Annotated in this window: 14 protein-coding genes; 9 read left to right on the plus strand and 5 right to left on the minus strand. The window is 70.0% G+C overall.

Annotation, left to right across the window (positions count from 1 at the left end; all coding sequences use genetic code 11):
- Window positions 1-29: 29 nt before the first annotated feature.
- The 9 genes from GPA22_RS02035 to GPA22_RS02075 all read left to right on the plus strand — a co-directional run bounded on the left by GPA22_RS02035 (window position 30) and on the right by GPA22_RS02075 (window position 9786).
- Window positions 30-872 carry an HTD2 family dehydratase gene (locus GPA22_RS02035; RefSeq protein WP_169254435.1) on the plus strand — a complete coding sequence of 281 codons (843 nt, stop codon included), beginning with the start codon at window positions 30-32 and terminating at the stop codon, window positions 870-872.
- Between the two features lie 100 nt (window positions 873-972).
- The gene (locus tag GPA22_RS02040; RefSeq protein ID WP_211168882.1) at window positions 973-2139 is read left to right on the plus strand and encodes an acyl-CoA dehydrogenase family protein; all 1167 of its coding nucleotides are present in this window, start codon (window positions 973-975) and stop codon (window positions 2137-2139) included.
- A gap of 17 nt (window positions 2140-2156) precedes the next feature.
- The gene (locus GPA22_RS02045) at window positions 2157-3518 is read left to right on the plus strand and encodes an MmgE/PrpD family protein (RefSeq protein ID WP_169254436.1); all 1362 of its coding nucleotides are present in this window, start codon (window positions 2157-2159) and stop codon (window positions 3516-3518) included.
- 20 nt (window positions 3519-3538) lie between these two features.
- The gene (locus GPA22_RS02050) at window positions 3539-4732 is read left to right on the plus strand and encodes a CaiB/BaiF CoA transferase family protein (RefSeq protein ID WP_169254437.1); all 1194 of its coding nucleotides are present in this window, start codon (window positions 3539-3541) and stop codon (window positions 4730-4732) included.
- Entirely contained in the window at window positions 4732-5592 is an 861-nt protein-coding gene (locus GPA22_RS02055) for an HpcH/HpaI aldolase/citrate lyase family protein (protein WP_169254438.1), read from the plus strand. The genes GPA22_RS02050 and GPA22_RS02055 overlap by 1 nt, the downstream gene beginning before the upstream one ends.
- Before the next feature lie 57 nt (window positions 5593-5649).
- Complete coding sequence (locus tag GPA22_RS02060; protein ID WP_169254439.1) at window positions 5650-6672, plus strand: TRAP transporter substrate-binding protein; 1023 nt, start codon at window positions 5650-5652, stop codon at window positions 6670-6672.
- A 102-nt stretch (window positions 6673-6774) separates the two neighbouring features.
- Window positions 6775-7236: a c-type cytochrome gene (locus GPA22_RS02065; protein ID WP_169254440.1), complete on the plus strand. Its 462-nt coding sequence runs from the start codon at window positions 6775-6777 to the stop codon at window positions 7234-7236.
- A gap of 89 nt (window positions 7237-7325) precedes the next feature.
- Complete coding sequence (locus GPA22_RS02070; protein ID WP_169254441.1) at window positions 7326-9170, plus strand: sensor histidine kinase; 1845 nt, start codon at window positions 7326-7328, stop codon at window positions 9168-9170.
- Complete coding sequence (locus tag GPA22_RS02075; RefSeq protein ID WP_169254442.1) at window positions 9154-9786, plus strand: response regulator transcription factor; 633 nt, start codon at window positions 9154-9156, stop codon at window positions 9784-9786. The genes GPA22_RS02070 and GPA22_RS02075 overlap by 17 nt, the downstream gene beginning before the upstream one ends.
- On the opposite strand, the gene GPA22_RS02080 is transcribed toward GPA22_RS02075, so the two are convergent.
- From GPA22_RS02080 to GPA22_RS02100, 5 genes are all read right to left on the minus strand, one after another.
- Window positions 9787-12870 carry a molybdopterin dinucleotide binding domain-containing protein gene (locus tag GPA22_RS02080; RefSeq protein WP_169254443.1) on the minus strand — a complete coding sequence of 1028 codons (3084 nt, stop codon included), beginning with the start codon at window positions 12868-12870 and terminating at the stop codon, window positions 9787-9789.
- Window positions 12871-12892: 22 nt separating this feature from the next.
- Entirely contained in the window at window positions 12893-13990 is a 1098-nt protein-coding gene (gene nrfD, locus GPA22_RS02085) for an NrfD/PsrC family molybdoenzyme membrane anchor subunit (protein WP_169254444.1), read from the minus strand.
- A 19-nt stretch (window positions 13991-14009) separates the two neighbouring features.
- Window positions 14010-14750 carry a sulfate reduction electron transfer complex DsrMKJOP subunit DsrO gene (dsrO, locus tag GPA22_RS02090; RefSeq protein WP_169254445.1) on the minus strand — a complete coding sequence of 247 codons (741 nt, stop codon included), beginning with the start codon at window positions 14748-14750 and terminating at the stop codon, window positions 14010-14012.
- A 129-nt stretch (window positions 14751-14879) separates the two neighbouring features.
- Window positions 14880-16862, minus strand: coding sequence for a UvrD-helicase domain-containing protein (locus GPA22_RS02095; protein WP_169254446.1), 1983 nt, complete (start codon window positions 16860-16862; stop codon window positions 14880-14882).
- A 150-nt stretch (window positions 16863-17012) separates the two neighbouring features.
- The gene (locus GPA22_RS02100; protein WP_169254447.1) at window positions 17013-17696 is read right to left on the minus strand and encodes a DUF4197 domain-containing protein; all 684 of its coding nucleotides are present in this window, start codon (window positions 17694-17696) and stop codon (window positions 17013-17015) included.
- Window positions 17697-17736: the final 40 nt, after the last annotated feature.

Consider the following 17736-nt stretch of genomic DNA (forward strand, 5'->3'; position numbering starts at 1 on the left):
AGCGGCGACGAGAACGAGGAGACGACGGGATGAGCGAAGGGCAGGACCTTTCCACGTGGATCGGCCGCAGCGAGACGCGTGGCGACGTGATCGACACGCGCACCGCGCACGCGCTGGCGGCGACGCTCGACTACGCCGCGGACGAGGTGTTCGCCGCGGGTGAACTCCCGCCGCTGTGGCACTGGGTGTATTTCACGCCGAGCGCCCGGGCGCGCGAGATCGGTCCGGACGGACATCCGCGCCGCGGCGGCTTCCTGCCGCCGGTGGAGCTGCCCAACCGCATGTGGGCAGGCGGGCGCCTGCAGTTCCTGCAGCCGCTGCGCCTCGGCAAGCAGGTCGAGCGCGTGTCGCGCATCCTGCGCTGCGAGAGGAAGCGCGGACGCAGCGGGGACCTGGTGTTCGTCACCGTCGAGCACACGCTGTCGGGCGAGGACGGTGTCGCGCTGATCGAGGAACACGACATCGTCTATCGCCAGCCGGCACCCAAGGGCGGCCCCCTCGCGGGCGAGAACGTCGACGCGCAGGCGGAGTTCCGCCAGCGCATCCACCCCGATCCGGTGCTGCTGTTCCGCTACTCGGCGCTGACCTTCAACGGCCACCGCATCCACTACGACCACCCCTACGCGACCGGCGTCGAGGGCTATCCCGGCCTCGTGTTCCACGGCCCGCTCACCGCGACGCTGCTGCTCGACGCCTTCCGCGCCGCGCACCCGGACAAGCGCGTCACGCGCTTCGCTTTCCGCGCCGTCGGGCCGCTCTTCGACAACACCGACTTCGACGTCTGCGGACGGATCACCGGCCCCGGAACGGCGGCGTTGTGGACCGACTGCGACGGCCGCCTGACGATGAAGGCGGAAGTCAGCTTCGCCTGACCCGGCCCCACGCCCCACCCATTGACGACAGACGCGCCCGAACACGGGCGCCACGGGATCGCCTTGCCTGCGATTTCCGCGCAACAGACAGGAGACGACCATGACGATGCTCAACACCCCCGACGAACACCAGGAAATCCGCGACGCGATCCGCAGCCTGTGCAGCGAATTCTCCGACGAATACTTCCGCCGGATCGACGAGCAGCGCGGCTACCCGGAGGCCTTCGTCGACGCGCTGATCGGCGCCGGCTGGCTCTCCGCGATGATCCCGGAGGAATACGGCGGCTCGGGCCTGGGGCTCACCGCGGCCTCCGTGATCATGGAGGAGATCAACCGCTCGGGCGGCAACTCGGGCGCGGTGCATGGCCAGATGTACAACATGGGCACGTTGCTGCGAAACGGTAGCACGGCGCAGAAGGAGAAGTACCTGCCGGAGATCGCCGCCGGCAAGCTGCGCATCCAGTCGATGGCGGTGACCGAGCCGACGACCGGCACCGACACCACCAAGATCAAGACGACCGCGGTGAAGAAGGACGGCCGCTACGTCGTCAATGGCCAGAAGGTGTGGATCAGCCGCGTGCAGCACTCGGACCTGATGATCCTGCTGGCGCGCACGACGCCGCTCGCCGACGTGAAGAAGAAGTCCGAAGGCATGTCGATCTTCATCGTCGACCTGAAGGACGCGATCGGCAACGGCCTCACCGTCCGCCCGATCCCCAACCTCGTCAATCACGAGACCAACGAGCTCTTCTTCGACAACCTCGAAATCCCCGAGGAGAACCTGATCGGCGAGGAGGGCAAGGGTTTCAAGTACATCCTCGACGGGCTGAACGCCGAACGCACGCTGATCGCCGCCGAATGCATCGGCGACGGCTACTGGTTCATCGAGCGCGCGACCAAGTACGCCAACGAGCGCGTCGTCTTCGACCGCCCGATCGGCCAGAACCAGGGCGTGCAGTTCCCGATCGCCGACGCCTTCATCGAGATCGAGGCGGCGAACCTGATGCGCTTCAAGGCGTGCGAACTGTTCGACGCGCACCAGCCCTGCGGCGCGCAGGCCAACATGGCGAAGTACCTCGCCGCGAAGGCCTCGTGGGAAGCGGCCAACGTGTGCCTGCAGACGCACGGCGGCTTCGGCTTCGCGAACGAATACGACATCGAGCGCAAGTTCCGCGAGACGCGCCTGTACCAGGTCGCGCCGATCTCGACCAACCTGATCTTCTCGTTTGTGGCCGAGCACCTGCTCGGGCTGCCGCGCTCGTTCTGATCGCCGGGGTGAACACGATGAACCATCCAACGAATCCGGGCGCGGCGCTCGCCGAATTCGCCGCCGGGCTGCGCGTCGAGGACCTGCCGCCGACGGTCGTCGCGCGCACCGAGGAGCTCTTCCTCGACTGGGCCGCGTCCGCGCTCGCGGCGAAGGGCCTGCACCCGGTCCCGCAGTTCGAGGCGTTCGCGGCGGCGATGGGGCCGGCGGACGGCAAGGCAGAAATTCTCGTCAGCCGTGCACGGACGTCGGCGTATTTCGCCGCGTGGGTCAATGCCGCCTCGTCGCATCTGGTCGAGCAGGACGACCTGCACAACAGCTCGGTGCTGCACCCGGCGACCGTCGTGTTCCCGGCTGCGCTCGCGGCGGCGCAGGACGTCGGCGCCTCGGGCGCCGAGCTGATCGCGGCCGCCGTCGCGGGTTACGAGGCGGGCATCCGCATCGGCGAATTCCTCGGCCGCTCGCACTACCGCATCTTCCACACGACCGCCACCGTCGGCACGCTCGCCGCGGCGGTCGCGGTCGGGCGCGTGCTGAGGCTCTCGCCCGCGCAAATGGTGCACGCACTGGGCTCGGCCGGCACGCAGGCGGCGGGCTTATGGGAATTCCTGCGCGACGCGGCGGACTCGAAGCAATTGCACACCGCGCACGCGGCCGCGAGCGGGCTGGCCGCGGCCTACCTTGCACGCGACGGCGTGACCGGCGCACAGCGCATCCTCGACGGCGCGAAAGGCCTTGCGGCGGGCATGTCGTCGGATGCCGATCCGGCGCGTCTCACCGACCGGCTCGGCTCGCGCTGGGCGCTGCTCGAGACCTCGTTCAAGTTCCACGCCTCGTGCCGCCACACGCACCCGGCCGCGGATGCGCTGCTCGCCGTGCTGCAGCGCGAACGCCTGTCCCACAGCGACATCGCCTCGGTCGTCACGCGCGTGCATCAGGGCGCGATCGACGTGCTCGGCGCGGTCACGGTGCCGACGACCGTGCATCAGGCGAAGTTCTCGATGGGCACGGTGCTGGGCCTGATCGCCGTGCACGGCAAGGCCGGCCTCGAGGAATTCCGCGACCACGCGCTCACCGACCCGGCCGTCGCCGCCTTCCGCGACAAGGTGCGCATGACGCTCGACGCCGACGTCGACGCCGCTTATCCGCAGCGCTGGCTCGGCCGCGTCGAGGTCACGACGCGCACCGGCACGAGCTTCCACGGCGCGATCGACGAGCCGAAGGGCGACCCCGGCAACACGCTGACGCGCGCCGAACTCGAGGACAAGACGCGCCGCCTCGCGCGCTTCTCGGGCGCCGCGAGCGACGCCGAAATCGCCGCGCTGATCGCGCGCGTCTGGAACCTGCACACCGCCGCCAGCGTAGCGGCCCTCCTGTGACCTCTCCCGGAGTCCGACCCATGACCGCCAACCCCACCCCGCTGCCGCTCGACGGCGTCACCGTCGTCTCGCTCGAACATGCCATCGCGGCCCCCTTGGCGACGCGCCACCTCGCCGACCTCGGCGCGCGCGTGATCAAGATCGAACGCCCCGGCGTCGGCGATTTCGCGCGCGCCTACGACCATCGCGTCGACGGCATGGCCTCGCATTTCGTGTGGGTGAACCGCTCCAAGGAGAGCCTGACGCTGGACCTCAAGCGGCCCGAGGCGCAGGAGATCCTGCAGCAGCTCCTCCTTGAGGCCGACGTACTGGTGCAGAACCTCGCGCCCGGCGCCGCGGCGCGCCTCGGCCTGTCCTTCGAGGCGCTCGCGCCGAAGAACCCGAAGCTGATCGTCTGCGACATCTCCGGCTACGGCGAGGGCGGCCCCTACACCGAGAAGAAGGCCTACGACCTGCTGATCCAGAGCGAGTCGGGCTTCCTGTCGATCACCGGCACGCCCGACGAGCAGGTCAAGGCCGGCATCTCGATCGCCGACATCGCCGCCGGCATGTACGCCTACAGCAACATCCTCGGCGCGCTGATCGAGCGCGGTCGCACCGGTCGCGGCCGCCGCATCGAGATCGCGATGATCGACGCGATGGTCGAGTGGATGGGCTTCCCGATGTACTACGCGTACCACGACCAGGCGCCACCCCGGCGCAGCGGCGCCGCGCACGCGACGATCTACCCCTACGGCCCCTTCAAGGCCGGCGACGGCCGCACCGTGATGCTGGGCCTGCAGAACGAGCGCGAATGGGCGGTGTTCTGCGAGCGCGTGCTGCTGAATGCGCCGCTCGCGGCCGACGCGCGCTTCGCGAGCAATGCCGAGCGCACCGCGCACCGCACCGAGCTGCGCGCGCTGATCGAGGAGACTTTCGCGCGCCTCACCGCCAAGGAGGTGATCGCGCGGCTCGACGCCGCCGACATCGCCAATGCACACGTCAGCACGATGAACGACCTGTGGTCGCACCCGCAGCTCGCCGCGCGCGGGCGCTGGACGAGCGTCGATTCGCCCGCAGGCCCGCTGCCGGCGCTGCAGCCGCCCGGCATGGGCCCGGCGCGCCCGGCGCGCATGGACCCGGTGCCCGCGCTCGGCGCGCACACCGACGCGATCCTCGCCGAACTCGGCTACGGCGAAAAGGCCGCCGCACTGCGCGCGCAGGGGGTGTGTTGATGGAACGCACGATCGGCCCCGCGCAACTGCACCTCGGCCGCGCGCGCAGCTTCCTTTTCGTGCCGGCGAGCCGTCCCGAACGCATCGCGAAGGCGATCGCGACCGCCGCCGATGTCGTGATCGTCGACCTCGAGGACGCCGTCGCCCCCGCCGACAAGCCCGCCGCGCGCGCCGCGCTGCTCGCCTGGCTCGACGCCCACCCCGGCGAACGCGTCGTCGTGCGCATCAATGCTGCCGACACCGCCTGGCACGCCGACGACCTCGCCGCCTGCCGCCATCCCGGCATCGCCGGCGTGATGCTGCCCAAGGCCGACAGCGCCGCGCAGCTCGCCCACGCGCACGCGGCGAGCGGCAAGCCGGTGCTCGCGATCATCGAGACCGGCGCCGGGCTCGACGCGCTCGGCGCGATCGCGCAGGCGCCCGGCTGCGCGCGCCTCGTCTTCGGCAAGCTGGACCTCGCGGTCGAGCTCGACCTCGTGCCCGACGAGGCCGATCCCGAGGAGCTCGTGTTCCTGCCATACCGCGCGCTGCTGGTGCTCGCGAGCCGGCGCGCGGGGCTGCCGCCGCCGGTCGACGGCGTGTTCACGGCGATCGGCGACACCGACGGGCTCGCCCGCTACGCGCAGCGCGCGCGCCGCCACGGCTTCGGCGGCGTGCTGCTGATCCACCCCAAGCAGGTCGGCGCGGTCACCGCCGCGTTCACGCCGTCGGACGCCGACGTCGCGTGGGCGCGGGCCGTGCGTGCCGCGGCCGCGGCGGCGGGCGGCGGGGCGGCGGTCGTCGACGGCCGCATGATCGACGCCCCGGTGATCGCCCGCGCCGAACGCATCCTTGCCGCCGCCGCGCTCGCGGCGCCGTGACCGCCGTCGTCCCCACCCCGCAACACCCACCACAAGACCATGACCGGAGGAGATCCCATGAACATCCATTCCCGCTTCCGCCGCATCGCCCTCGGCGCCGCCCTCGCCGCGCTGCTGCCGCTCGCCACCCCGGCCGTCGCGGCCGACCCGATCATCATCAAGTTCAGCCACGTCGTCGCCGCCGACACGCCCAAGGGCAAGGGCGCCGACCACTTCAAGCAGCTCGTCGAGGAACGCACGCAAGGTCGCGTGAAAGTCGAGGTTTATCCCAACAGCACGCTGTACAAGGACAAGGAGGAGCTTGAGGCGCTGCAGCTCGGTTCGGTGCAGATGCTCGCGCCCTCGCTGTCGAAGTTCGGCCCGCTGGGCTTGAAGGAGTTCGAGGCCTTCGACCTGCCCTTCATCTTCCCCGACCGCAACGTGCTCGCGCGCGTCACCGAAGGCCCGGTGGGCGCGGGCCTCTTCAGGAAGCTCGAATCGCGCGGCATCGTCGGCCTCGGCTACTGGGACAACGGCTTCAAGTCGATGAGCGCGAACAAGCCGCTGCGCAAGACCGAGGACCTGAAGGGCCTGAAGATGCGCATCCAGTCGTCCAAGGTGCTCGAGGGGCAGATGCGCGCGGTCGGCGCGATCCCGCAGGTGATGGCCTTCTCGGAGGTGTACCAGGCGCTGCAGACGGGCGTCGTCGACGGCACCGAGAACACCATCTCCAACTACTACACGCAGAAGGCGCACGAGGTGCAGAAGCACCTCACGGTGTCCGACCACGGCTACATCGGCTACGCGGTCATCACCAACAAGAAATTCTGGGAGGGCCTGCCGCCCGACCTCCGCGCGACGCTGGAAAAGGCCATGCAGGAGACCACCCGCTACGTTAACGTCATCGCCAAGCAGGAAAACGACGACGCGCTGGCGAAGATCAGGGCGGCGGGCAAGACCGAGATCATCACGCTGAGCGCGGCCGAGCGCGACGCCTGGCGCAAGGCGATGCTGCCGGTGCACAAGGAGATGGCGAGCCGCGTCGGCGCCGAGACGATCGCGGCGATCGCGAAGGAAGCCGCGGCGCTGGGCTACAAGTAACGCCCGCCGCGGGCAATGACATGCATCCCGCCACCCGGCCCGCGGCCGGCGTGGCGGCTATACTCCCGGTTTTCCATAACAAGACCGAACAGAGGAACCCGCATGTCCGACCTGCGCGACCGCCCCCAACCCCATCCACGCGCCCGCCGCCTCGCCCTCGCGGCGGCCGCGCTGGCCGCCGTGACGCTCGCGGCCTGCAGCCGCCCCGCCGACACCGACGGGGAGGCACGCGCCAGCCGCATCCAGCCAGTCGCGAAGATCTCGCTCAAGGTGCAGAAGGTCGCCCCGGGCAGCCGTACCGGCGAGCAGGTCTACCAGGGCACCTGTGCCGGCTGCCACGGCGCGGGGGCGCTCGGTTCGCCCAAGACCGGCGACGCCGCCGCGTGGGGGCCGCGCATCGCGCAGGGTTTCGACACGCTGACCAAGCATGCGATCGAGGGCATCCGCCAGATGCCGCCGCGCGGCGGCGGCGCCGACCTCACCGATACCGAAGTGCGCCGCGCGGTCGCCTACCTCGCCAACAGCGGCGGCGCGAAGTTCGCGGAGCCGCCGGTCACGAAGTAAACGCCGCGCGGGCACGGGGCGCCGCCGGGCGGCTCGTCCCGCCATGACAGCCGCTTGACCCGCCACGGCGAACGCGGGATGCTTGCGCGATGCCTGCATCCCCCGGCGGACGGCGCCTCATCGGCGCCGTGCTGCTCCTCCTCGCCCTGCTCGCGCCGGTCCGCGCGGCCCCGGCCGACGCTGCCGGCGCCGTGCGCATCGGCGTGCTCGCCTTCCTCGGCGCGGAGGCCGCCTCCGGCGAATGGTCGCCGGTGCTGCGCCGCCTGCAGGCCGCGCTGCCGGGGCGCCCGGTCAGCCTCGTGCAGCTCGACCACGGCGGCCTGCACGACGCCGCGGCCGCGGGCGACATCGACTTCCTCATCACCAACCCCGGCCACTACGTCGAGCTCGAAGCCGAACTCGGCGCGAGCCGCATCCTCACGCTCGACCCCGGCCCGCCACGCGCACCCGAGCGCGCGATCGGCTCGACGGTGATCGTGAAGGCCGGCAACGGCGCCCTGCGCACGCTCGCCGACCTGCGCGGGCGGCGCATCGCGGTGGTGTCGACCGACGTGTTCGGCGGCTTCCAGACGATCTGGCGCGAACTCGCCGCACAGGGCATCGACCCGCAGCGCGATTTCGCCGAACTGAAGATCGTCGGCCTGCCGATGACCGGCGTCTTCGACGCCGTCGCGCGCGGCGAGGCGGACGCCGGCTTCGTGCGCGGCTGCCTGCTCGAAAGCCGCGACGCGTGGCGCACCGCCTTCACCGTGCTGGGCGCGCGCAACGAGCCGGACTACCCCTGCGCGACCTCGACGCGGCTCTACCCCGACTGGCCGCTCGCGACCCTGCGCCACACCCCGCCCGCGCTGGCGAAAGAGGTCGCGGTCGCGCTGCTGGCGATGTCGACCGCGCGCGACGGCATGGAATGGGCCGTGCCGGCGGACTACCAGTCGGTGCACGAGATGTTCCGCGAGCTGCAGACCGGCCCCTACGCCTACCTGCGCGAACCGACGCTGATGGCGCTGGCCGAGCGCTACTGGCGCTGGATCGCCGCATTCGCGCTGCTGCTGGCCGCCTGGATCCTGTACACGGTGCGCGTCGAACACCTCGTGCACGCGCGCACCGCCGAGCTGCGCGCGGCACTCGCAGCGCGCGAGGCCCTCGAGGCGCGCATCCGCGCCAACCAGGAGCAGGCCGACCATCTCGCCCGCCTGTCGGTGCTGGGCGAGCTGTCCGGCACGCTCGCGCACGAACTCAACCAGCCGCTGGCGACGATCGCGAACTACGCACAGAGCCTCATCCGCCGCAGCGACAACGGCCGCCTCACCGACGCCGCGGTGCGCGAAGCCTCCGGCGAAATCGCCGGACAGGCCGAACGCGCCGGGGGCATCCTCGGCCGCATCCGCGGCTTCGCCCGGAAGCGCGCGACGGTGCGCGAGCGCGTCGCCCCCGGCGCACTCGCCGCCGACGCGGTCGCATTGTTCCGCGGCATGCTCGCGAACGCGCCCGAAGTGGCCGTGGACGACACGCTGCCGGCCGACGCCGTCGTCGAGGTCGATCCGCTGCAGATCCAGCAGGTGCTGCTGAACCTGCTGAAGAACGGCTACGATGCGGCGCGCGGCCTGCCGCGCGAACGCCAGCGCCTGGCCGTGCGCATCGACGAGGGCAAGGGGGACAATGCCGGCCACGCCTGCATCGCCGTGCGCGACCACGGCAGCGGCCTCGACGCCGCGGCGCGCGAGCGCCTGTTCGAGCCCTTCTTCACGACCAAGCCGGACGGCCTCGGCCTCGGCCTGTCGATCTGCCGCACGATCGCCGAGGCCCATCTCGGCCGCCTGACCGTGGATGGCGCGGACGGCGGGCCGGGCTGCGAATTCGTCCTCAGCCTGCCGCTGGGCGCGCCCGCCAGCGCATCACCGGAGTCCCCTACCGACCATGCTGCCCACCGATAACGCCGTGATCCATGTCGTGGACGACGACGCGGCCTTCCGCCGCTCGCTCGTGTTCCTGCTCGAATCGGTCGGCTGGCGCGTCGCGAGCCACGCCTCGGCCGAGGATTTCCTCGCAACCCGGCAAGATTCGCCCGAGGTGCCCGCCTGTCTCGTGCTCGACATCCGCATGCCGACGATGAGCGGACTGGAGCTGCAGGAGCGCCTGCGCGCGGACGGGGCGCTGCCACCCATCGTCTTCATCACCGGCCACGGCGACGTGGAACTCGCGGTGCAGGCGATGAAGCACGGTGCCTGCGACTTCCTGCAGAAGCCATTCAGGGATCAGGCGCTGCTCGACGCGGTCGCCGCCGCCGTGCGGCGCGGCGCCGAGGACCGCTCGCGCCACGCGCAGCGCGACGAAGCGAAGGCACGCCTCGCGCGCCTGTCGCCGCGCGAACTGGAAGTCGCGCGCCTGGTCGCGCAGGGCCTGCCCAACAAGCTCGTCGCGCGCGAGCTCGACATCAGCGAGAAGACGGTGCATGTGCACCGCCAGCACGTGATGGACAAGGCCGAGGTCGGCAGCGCCGCGGAGCTCGCGCGCCTGATGCTGCGCGCCGACCCCGCGGCGCTCGACTGATCAGACCTTCACCAGTCGCGCCGGCAGCCCGTTGCGCACCGCGGTGCCGGCCACCGCATCGACCCACAGCGCTTCGCCGCCACGCGTCGGATCGACGAGGCCCAGATCGTTGAGACAGATCCCCGCCGCGAGATCCCGCCGCTGCGGCTGACGCGCGTCGCCGAGCCGGTGTGCACGCGCCCCCAGCTCGCGGTGACCGTAGCCGTGCTCGACCGCCAGCACCCCGCGCATCACGCCCTCATGCACGATCACGCGGCAGGTCGCTTGGCCGCCGGGCGTCTGCATGCGTGCGAGATCGCCGGTGGCAAGCCCGAGCCGTGCAGCATCCTCCGGATGCACGATCACCGGGTTGTCCGGATGCAGGGACGTGATGCGCGTCGCGATGCTGTAGGCGTTCTGCAGCGCGGACTTGTAGCTCACCGCGAGCAGCGGCCAGTCCGCTTCCTTGTGCAGCGCGCGCATCGGCGTGCCGTCGGCGAAGGCGGGCGGCTGCCAGCTCGCGCAGCCCGCGAAGCGCTTGCCGGTGAGGCTGTTTTTCGCCCCGCCGACGTTGTCGTTCCACAGCCACAGCGCGTTCTTGAAGCGGTTGGTCTGCCACTCGGGGTTCGCCTCGTCCTGCGCCTCCTTCGGCGGCTGGTAACGCCCGCCGCGCGTGTACAGGAAGGCCACCTTGCGCCATTCGTCTTCCTTCAGCGTCGCTTCGAGCAGCGGGCGCAGGCGCTCGACGCCCGACAGCGCGAGATCCTCGTCGCTCGCATCGCCGACCGGCGCCTTGCCGAGGAAGGCGATGTTCGCGCCGCCACGCAGGTACCAATGCTCGGGGCGCTCCAGCGGCAGGCGCCGGCCCTCCATGTCGGCGAGCCCTTCCGGGCCGAAGCCGGGCAGCTTCATCGCCTGCGCCAGCGCCATGAAGAAGGTCTCCATGCCGATCGCCTGGCCGTCGGGCGTCTTCGCGGCCTTCGGCTCGACCACCGGCCAGCGCGCGGTCGTCGCCTTCGTCGGCACGCCGCCCCACGGCGCGGTCCAGCCCCAGCTCTCGTACATCAGCGAATCCGGCACGATGTAGTCGGCGTAGGCATTGCTCTCGTTGATCAGCGGGTCGACCGACACGATCAGCGGGATCTTCTTCGGATCGGCGAGCTCCTTCTCGATCAGCGGGCGCACGCCAGGCAGGCCGTACACCGGGTTCGAGCTCCACAGCACCAGCGCCTTCAGCCCGTAGGGATAGCCGCGCAGCATCGCGGGGAACCATTCCGTGACCAGACCCGGCGCGTTCGGGAACCACGCGTCGCGCGCCGGATAGGGCTTGCCTTCGGCCTTGCGGCGCGCGAACTCGGCGGATTTCTCGTACGGCACGTTGCGCCCGAGCGGCGTGCCCTTGGGCTTCACCATGCCGGGGAAGGTCTCGAGGTCGTAGCGCGGCCCCGCGCCGGCGTCCTTGAAGCCGCCGCCGTTCACGACGAAGCCGCCCTTCCAGTTGAGGTTGCCGATCAGCGCGTTGAGCGTGACGACCGAATAGGCGTTGTAGAAGCCGTTGCCCGCCATCATGCCGCCGTGCGCGATCGCGCAGGCCTTGCGGCCGTGACGGCTGAATTCGTCCGCCAAGCCGCTGATGACGGCTTCCGGCACGCCGCAGATCGCGGAGCATTCCGCGACGCTCAGCTTCAGCGCCGATTCGCGCAGCAGCTCAAAGGATGTCTTCACCGCCAGCGCCTTGTCGCCGACCGTCACCGGGCCGGCGGCTTCCAGCGGTGCAGGGCCGGTCGCGAGCTCCACCGGCATCGGTTTGCCGTCGGCGCCGAGCACGAGGTAGGGGTCGGCCTCCTTGTACTTCTCCTCCTCGGCCACCGTCATGCCGATGTCGGAGCCGCGCAGGAAGCGCCCATCGCGCGGATGGCCCTTCTCGGTGATCACGAGCCAGCTCGCGTTGGTGAAGGACGGCTCGCCCGCGGCCTCCGCCGCCGCAAGGTTCGGGTATGCGAGATAGCCCGTATTCACGCGCCCGTTGTCGAACATCCAGCGCATCATGCCCATCACCAGCGCACCGTCGGTGCCGGGGCGGATCGGCACCCAGCGCCCGCGCTCGCCGGCCGCGCGGTTGTCGGCGTTGGTCAGCACCGGATCGACGACGACGTACTCCAGCCGCCCTTCGCTGCGGCCTTTCGCGAGCAGCGTGCCGGTGCGCTTGAAGGGGTTGCCCGCGTTGCCCGGCGCGGTGCCGATGAAGATCACGAACTCGGCGTTCGCCAGATCGGGCTTCGCGTGCGGCATCTTCTTCATGTCGCCGAACAGCGCCCCGGAACCGGAGCGGTAGGCGCCGCCGCAGTAGGAGCCGTGGCCGACGAAGTTCAGCGTGCCGTACGACTGGTTCCAGAAACGGCGTGCAAAGGGCTCGCGTCCGTCATTGACACTGGAGATCAACGCGACCTGGTTCACCTTCGGCCCAAGCTCGGGCGCCGCCGGGTCGATCGGCGTCGCGAGGTCGCGCAGCGCCCTGAACCCGTCCACATGCCCTTCGCCGAACAGGTCGCCACCCTCGACCAGCTCCTTGACCAGCTGCTCGAACGAGATCGGCTGCCACTCGCCGCCGTTGCGCGGCCCGACGCGCTTCAGCGGCGTCAGCACGCGGAAAGGCGAGTTCATCTGGTCCATCGCCGCGTTGCCCCGCCCACAGGCCGTTGAGCGTCCCGCCAGGCCCTTGTCCTGGAAGCGCGACAGCGCGACGAAGCTCTCCTTCACCGAGGCCTTCATCGGCAGATGCGGTTCGGTCGACAGCGGGCTGTACGGATTGCCGGCGACGCGCAGGACATTGCCGGTGGCCTTGTCCACACGCACGCGCACGCCGCACTGCGTCGTGCAGCCGAGACAGGCGGTGTAGCTCACCTGCTGGTTCGGGTTGAGGCGCAGCTCGCCGGTCGCGGGATCCACGCTGAACTCCGGTTCGGCCGAGCGGCCGTGGATGTTGTGTGCCTTCGGTTCATCCCCGACCAGGCCCGACACCATGCGGCCCAGGGTCTGGGAGAAGCCCGCGGCGAAGGCGGCGAGGCCCCCGGCGGCGATCAGTTCGCGACGTTCGATTTTCATGATCGGTTTCCCTTGATTCGATTCACGCGCCGACACGTTCGGCACGGCCGATGCGGTCGAGCGGCAGCAGCGTCGTCAGCACGACGAAGAGGAAGATCCACAGCCCGGCCGTGCCGACGATGCCCATCAGACCCTCGGGGCCGAGCGGGAGCTGGTAGCTGTAGTAGCCCGCGCCGGTCTTCGGCACCTCCTGCCCGCCGATGAAGATCGTCCAGCGCATCATCCACGCGGAATGCAGCGCCAGCAGCCCGATCAGCAGGCCGGAGCCGGGACGCCGCACGGCCAGCGCGAGCGTCACGACCGTCGCGACCACCGCCCACACCGCGCTCACCTTCCAGTTCGCCGACGGCGCGACTTCGGCCAGCGCCTGCGCATGCACCGGCGACATCCCGCTCATGCCCAGCACGAGCCACACCACCCCGACGAGCAGCGCCACCAGCTGCGTGAGCGCCAACGCGACCGCCATGCGGCGTGTCGCCGCCGGGTCGCCGCCCCCGGGCAGCGCGCGGTTGAACACCAGCGCGAGACCCAGCCCGCCCGCCAGCGCGGTGACGAAGAACTGCACCGGCAGCAGCGGCGTGTGCCACAGCGGACGGGCACGCACCAGCATCACCTCGACGCCCGTATACAAGGCGACCAGCGCCGCGCCGACGAAGGTCAGCAGCGCCGCGGCCATCAGCGCCTTGCGGCTCTCGTGCCCGCCGTAGGCGAGCACGCGCGCGAGGCCGGCGAGCTTGCCGCCCTCGTCCGCGTGGCGTGCCAGCGCGGGACGGAAGGCCAACCACGCGTACAGGATCAGCCCGGTCAGGTACACCGGAATGAAGAACGCCCCCCACGACATCCACGACGTCGGGGTGAAGTACGCGTAGAAATGCCAGAAGCGTCCCGGCTGGTGCAGGTCGGCGAGCAGCGCGACCGGCGCGGTCAGCCCGCACACCAGCGCCGCGAGCAGCGCCAGGCGCGAGATGCCTTCCCAGCCGGGGCGGCGGAACACCAGTCCCGGCAGCGACACGAGCCAGGCGCCATACGACAGGCCGATGAGGAAGAAGTACTGCACCGCCCACGGCAGCCACGCGATCTCGCGCGCGACATTGACGGTTTCGACGATATCCGGGGTCATGATCGATCTCCTGTTCGTGTCAGCCGTGTGCCTTGCGCGGCTGCCACAGCGTGCCCTGGCCTTCCACCTTGCCCTGGAAGCGCTCGTCGAGACCGATGTAGAACACGCGCGGCTCGGTGCCCTGCTCGGGTTTCAACACCTTCACCTCGGCCTTGGCGGCATCGAGGCGGCGGCGCAGCTCGCCCTGCGGGTCGTTCAGGTCGCCGAAGATGCGCGCCCCGCCCACACAGGTCTCGACACAGGCCGGCAGCAGGCCCGCATCCACGCGATGCGCGCAGAAGGTGCATTTGTCGGCCTTGTTGGTCGCGTGGTTGATGAAACGCGCGTCGTAAGGGCAGGCCTGCACGCAGTACGCACAGCCGACGCAGCGATCGCCGTCGACGGCGACGATGCCGTCCTCGCGCTTGAAGGTCGCGCCGACCGGGCACACCGGGATGCACGGCGGCTCCTCGCAGTGATTGCACAGGCGCGGCAGCATGTAGGTGCCCGCCGGCTGGTCGGCGTCCGTCAGCTTCACGCTGTAGGTCGACACGATGGTGCGGAAGCTGCCTTCCGGCACCGCGTTTTCCTGGATGCACGCGACCGTGCACGCCTGGCAGCCGATGCACTTCCTGACATCGACGAGCATCGCCCAATGGTGCTTGCCGTCGGCGGCGAGGGCCGGCGCCGGCAGTGCCGCCGCGGCAGCGGTGAGCACCGGGATGCCGCGCAGGAAGGCGCGGCGGGATGCCGACACTTCACGCGGTTCTTCGTCTTTCATGACAACGCTCCATGGTTTGGGGAGTCGCTGTCACTCTATGCCCGCAGCAATGCGGCCGGAATTGGCGGGATGAAGGACGCCGCTAGATGGTTTTACCTATTGCGATCCGATGCACAATGCATCGGACATTCACCGCCCTTCCAGCATCGCCATCAGGTTGGCGATGCGCGCGCGCCCTTCTTCCTTCGACACCGGCGCGTTGGTCTTGCGGTCGCTCATCTTGATGTCGCCCCCCATCTCGGCGATGAAGCGCGACGGCTCGCAGGTGCGCGTCTCCTTGCCCGCCTTGCGCCGCTCGCACCACGTGATGTTGAGGCTGCGCTGCGCACGCGTGATGCCGACGTACATCAGGCGCCGCTCCTCATCCACCTTGTCCTCGTCGATCGACGACTGGTGCGGCAGCAGGCCTTCCTCGACGCCGACGAGGAACACGTGCTTGAACTCCAGCCCCTTCGACGCATGCAGCGTCGCGAGCTGCACGCCGTCGAACTCGGCGTCGTCCTTGTCGAGCATCGAGATCAGCGCGATCGTCTGCGTCAGCTCGACGAGGTTCTTGCCGTCGGCCTCGCCCTTCCGGCCGAGCCAGTTCACGAAGTCGCGCACGTTGCTCCACTTCGACTCCGCCTCGCGCGTGTCGAGGTGCTCGAACAGCCAGGCCTCGTAGCGGATCGCCGCCAGCAGGTCCTCCAGCACGCGCGCGGCCGGCTCGCGGTGGGCGCGGTACTGGATGCGGTTCACGAAGTTGCCGAATTCCTGCAGCTGCTCGAGCTGGCGCGCGTTCAGCGCATGCGCCGCGCCTTCCTCGAACACCGCCGCGAACAGGCTCACATGGCGGCGGCCGGCGTAGTTGCCGAGCGCCTCGATCGTCGCCGCGCCGACCCCGCGCCGCGGCGTCGTGATCGCGCGGATGAAGGCGAGGTCGTCGTCCTCGTTCATCAGCAGGCGCAGCCACGACATCAGGTCGCGGATCTCGGCCTTGTCGAAGAAGGACTGCCCGCCCGACATCACGTAGGGGATCTTCTGGTTGCGCAACTGCTGCTCGATCACCCGCGCCTGATGGTTGCCGCGGTACAGCACCGCGTAGTCGGAGAACTTCGTGCGGTGCTCGAACTTGTGCGCGCTGATCTTCGACGCCACCCACTCCGCCTCGTGGTCCGCGTCGCGGCAGGCCGTCACCGCGATCTGCTCGCCGTCGCCGTGCTCGGACCACAGGCGCTTCTCGAAGAGTTTCTCGTTGTTCGCGATCACCGTGTTCGCCGCGGTCAGGATGCGCCGCGACGAGCGGTAGTTCTGCTCCAGCTTGATGACCTTGAGCTTGGGATAGTCCTGCTGCAGCAGCTTCAGGTTCTCGACGTCCGCGCCGCGCCACGCGTAGATCGCCTGGTCGTCGTCGCCCACCGCCGTGAACGCGCCGCGCACGCCCGCGAGCTGGCGCAGCAGGCGGTACTGCGCCTTGTTGGTGTCCTGGTACTCGTCGACCAGCAGGTAGCGCAGCTTGTTCTGCCAGCGCTCGCGCACGTCCGGGTTCTCCTCGAGAAGGCGCACCGGCAGCGAGATCAGGTCGTCGAAATCGACCCCCTGATAGGCGCGCAGCGTGCGCTCGTACTCCGCGTACAGCATTGCCGCGGCCGACGAGACCTCGTCGTCGGCGAGCTGCGCGGCCTGCTCGGGCGTCACCATCGCGTTCTTCCAGCCCGAGATCTGCCACTGCATCGCCTTCGCGCGCGCCTTGTCCGTATCGCGCGAGATGTCGGAGACGATCTGCACCGTGTCGGACGCATCGAGGATCGAGAACTGCGGCTTCAGCCCGCAGTGCGCCGCCTCCTGGCGGATCATCCGCACCCCCAGCGCGTGGAAGGTGCACACCGTCAGCCCGCCCGGCGCGCGCCCGCCCATCAGGCCCGCGACGCGCTCCTGCATCTCCTTCGCCGCCTTGTTGGTGAAGGTGATCGCCGCGATGTTCGACGGGTTCAGCCCGCACTCGTTGATCAGGTGCGCGATCTTGTGCGTGATCACCCGCGTCTTGCCGCTGCCCGCGCCCGCGAGCACCAGGCTCGGGCCGTCGAGATAGCGGATCGCTTCGCGCTGCGGGGCGTTGAGGAGAGCGGACATGGGCGTTACGAACGGAGGCTGCAGGGCACGGAAAAGGCGACGCCGCCCGCAGGCGGCGCGACACTGATTTTACCGCAAGGCCTTTTCCGGATCGGCGCGGTTACAACCCGGAGCGGGCCGGCCCGAACGCAGGGCTTGCGGCATCACCCCTTACTGCCCGAGCAGCCCGAACACCTTCTGCGCGAGCGAGCCCGCGGCCTGCACCGGGTTCTTGCGGATCGCCTTCTCTTCCTCGGCGATCATCACATAGAGGCCGTCGAGCGCCTTGCGCGTCACGTAGTTTTCGATCTGCGCGTCCTCGCTCTTCACCAGGCCGAAGCTCGCCGCCTGGCCCGCGAGCTTGTTGTACTGCCCGGCCAGCGCGAGGCGGTCGGTGTTCTGCTTGACGATCGGCAGGAACTTCTCCGCGAGGCGCGCCTGCGTCTTCGACCTGAAGTAGTTCGTCGCCGAATCGTCACCACCGGTCAGGATGTTGCGCGCATCCTGCACCGACATCTGCTTCACCGCATCGACGAGCAGCGTCTTCGCTTCCGGTACCGCGGCCTCGGCGGCGCGGTTCATCGTCGTCACGAGCTTGTCGAAGTCCTTGCCGCGCCCCGCCATGCGCATCACCGGCTCGACCTGCGCGAGCCCGTCGGGCAGCGGGATCTTCACCTTCTGGTTGCCGAGGAAACCGTCCTGTCTGCCCAGCAGTTCCACCGCGCGGCCGGCGCCCTGCGTCAGCGCCTCGCGCAGGCCGCCGGAGGCTTCGGCGTCGGTGACATTTCCCAGTCCGGCCGCCCACACCGGCGCACAGATGACAAGCAGGGCGAAAGCTCGCAGAATGGAACGCATGACGGTCTCCAGGGACGGGTGCATCGGGACGCCGTGAGGA

This window comes from Aromatoleum toluvorans (assembly GCF_012910905.1).
In the GTDB taxonomy this organism is placed as follows: domain Bacteria; phylum Pseudomonadota; class Gammaproteobacteria; order Burkholderiales; family Rhodocyclaceae; genus Aromatoleum; species Aromatoleum toluvorans.

Coding starts and splice junctions, on each gene's coding strand:
- GPA22_RS02035 (WP_169254435.1), top strand. CDS start 30: ATGAGCGAAGGGCAGGACCTTTCCACGTGGATCGGCCGCAGCGAGACG.
- GPA22_RS02050 (WP_169254437.1), top strand. CDS start 3,539: ATGACCGCCAACCCCACCCCGCTGCCGCTCGACGGCGTCACCGTCGTC.
- nrfD (WP_169254444.1), bottom strand. CDS start 13,990: ATGACCCCGGATATCGTCGAAACCGTCAATGTCGCGCGCGAGATCGCG.
- GPA22_RS02060 (WP_169254439.1), top strand. CDS start 5,650: ATGAACATCCATTCCCGCTTCCGCCGCATCGCCCTCGGCGCCGCCCTC.
- GPA22_RS02045 (WP_169254436.1), top strand. CDS start 2,157: ATGAACCATCCAACGAATCCGGGCGCGGCGCTCGCCGAATTCGCCGCC.
- dsrO (WP_169254445.1), bottom strand. CDS start 14,750: ATGAAAGACGAAGAACCGCGTGAAGTGTCGGCATCCCGCCGCGCCTTC.
- GPA22_RS02070 (WP_169254441.1), top strand. CDS start 7,326: ATGCCTGCATCCCCCGGCGGACGGCGCCTCATCGGCGCCGTGCTGCTC.
- GPA22_RS02100 (WP_169254447.1), bottom strand. CDS start 17,696: ATGCGTTCCATTCTGCGAGCTTTCGCCCTGCTTGTCATCTGTGCGCCG.
- GPA22_RS02065 (WP_169254440.1), top strand. CDS start 6,775: ATGTCCGACCTGCGCGACCGCCCCCAACCCCATCCACGCGCCCGCCGC.
- GPA22_RS02095 (WP_169254446.1), bottom strand. CDS start 16,862: ATGTCCGCTCTCCTCAACGCCCCGCAGCGCGAAGCGATCCGCTATCTC.
- GPA22_RS02040 (WP_211168882.1), top strand. CDS start 973: ATGACGATGCTCAACACCCCCGACGAACACCAGGAAATCCGCGACGCG.
- GPA22_RS02055 (WP_169254438.1), top strand. CDS start 4,732: ATGGAACGCACGATCGGCCCCGCGCAACTGCACCTCGGCCGCGCGCGC.
- GPA22_RS02075 (WP_169254442.1), top strand. CDS start 9,154: ATGCTGCCCACCGATAACGCCGTGATCCATGTCGTGGACGACGACGCG.
- GPA22_RS02080 (WP_169254443.1), bottom strand. CDS start 12,870: ATGAAAATCGAACGTCGCGAACTGATCGCCGCCGGGGGCCTCGCCGCC.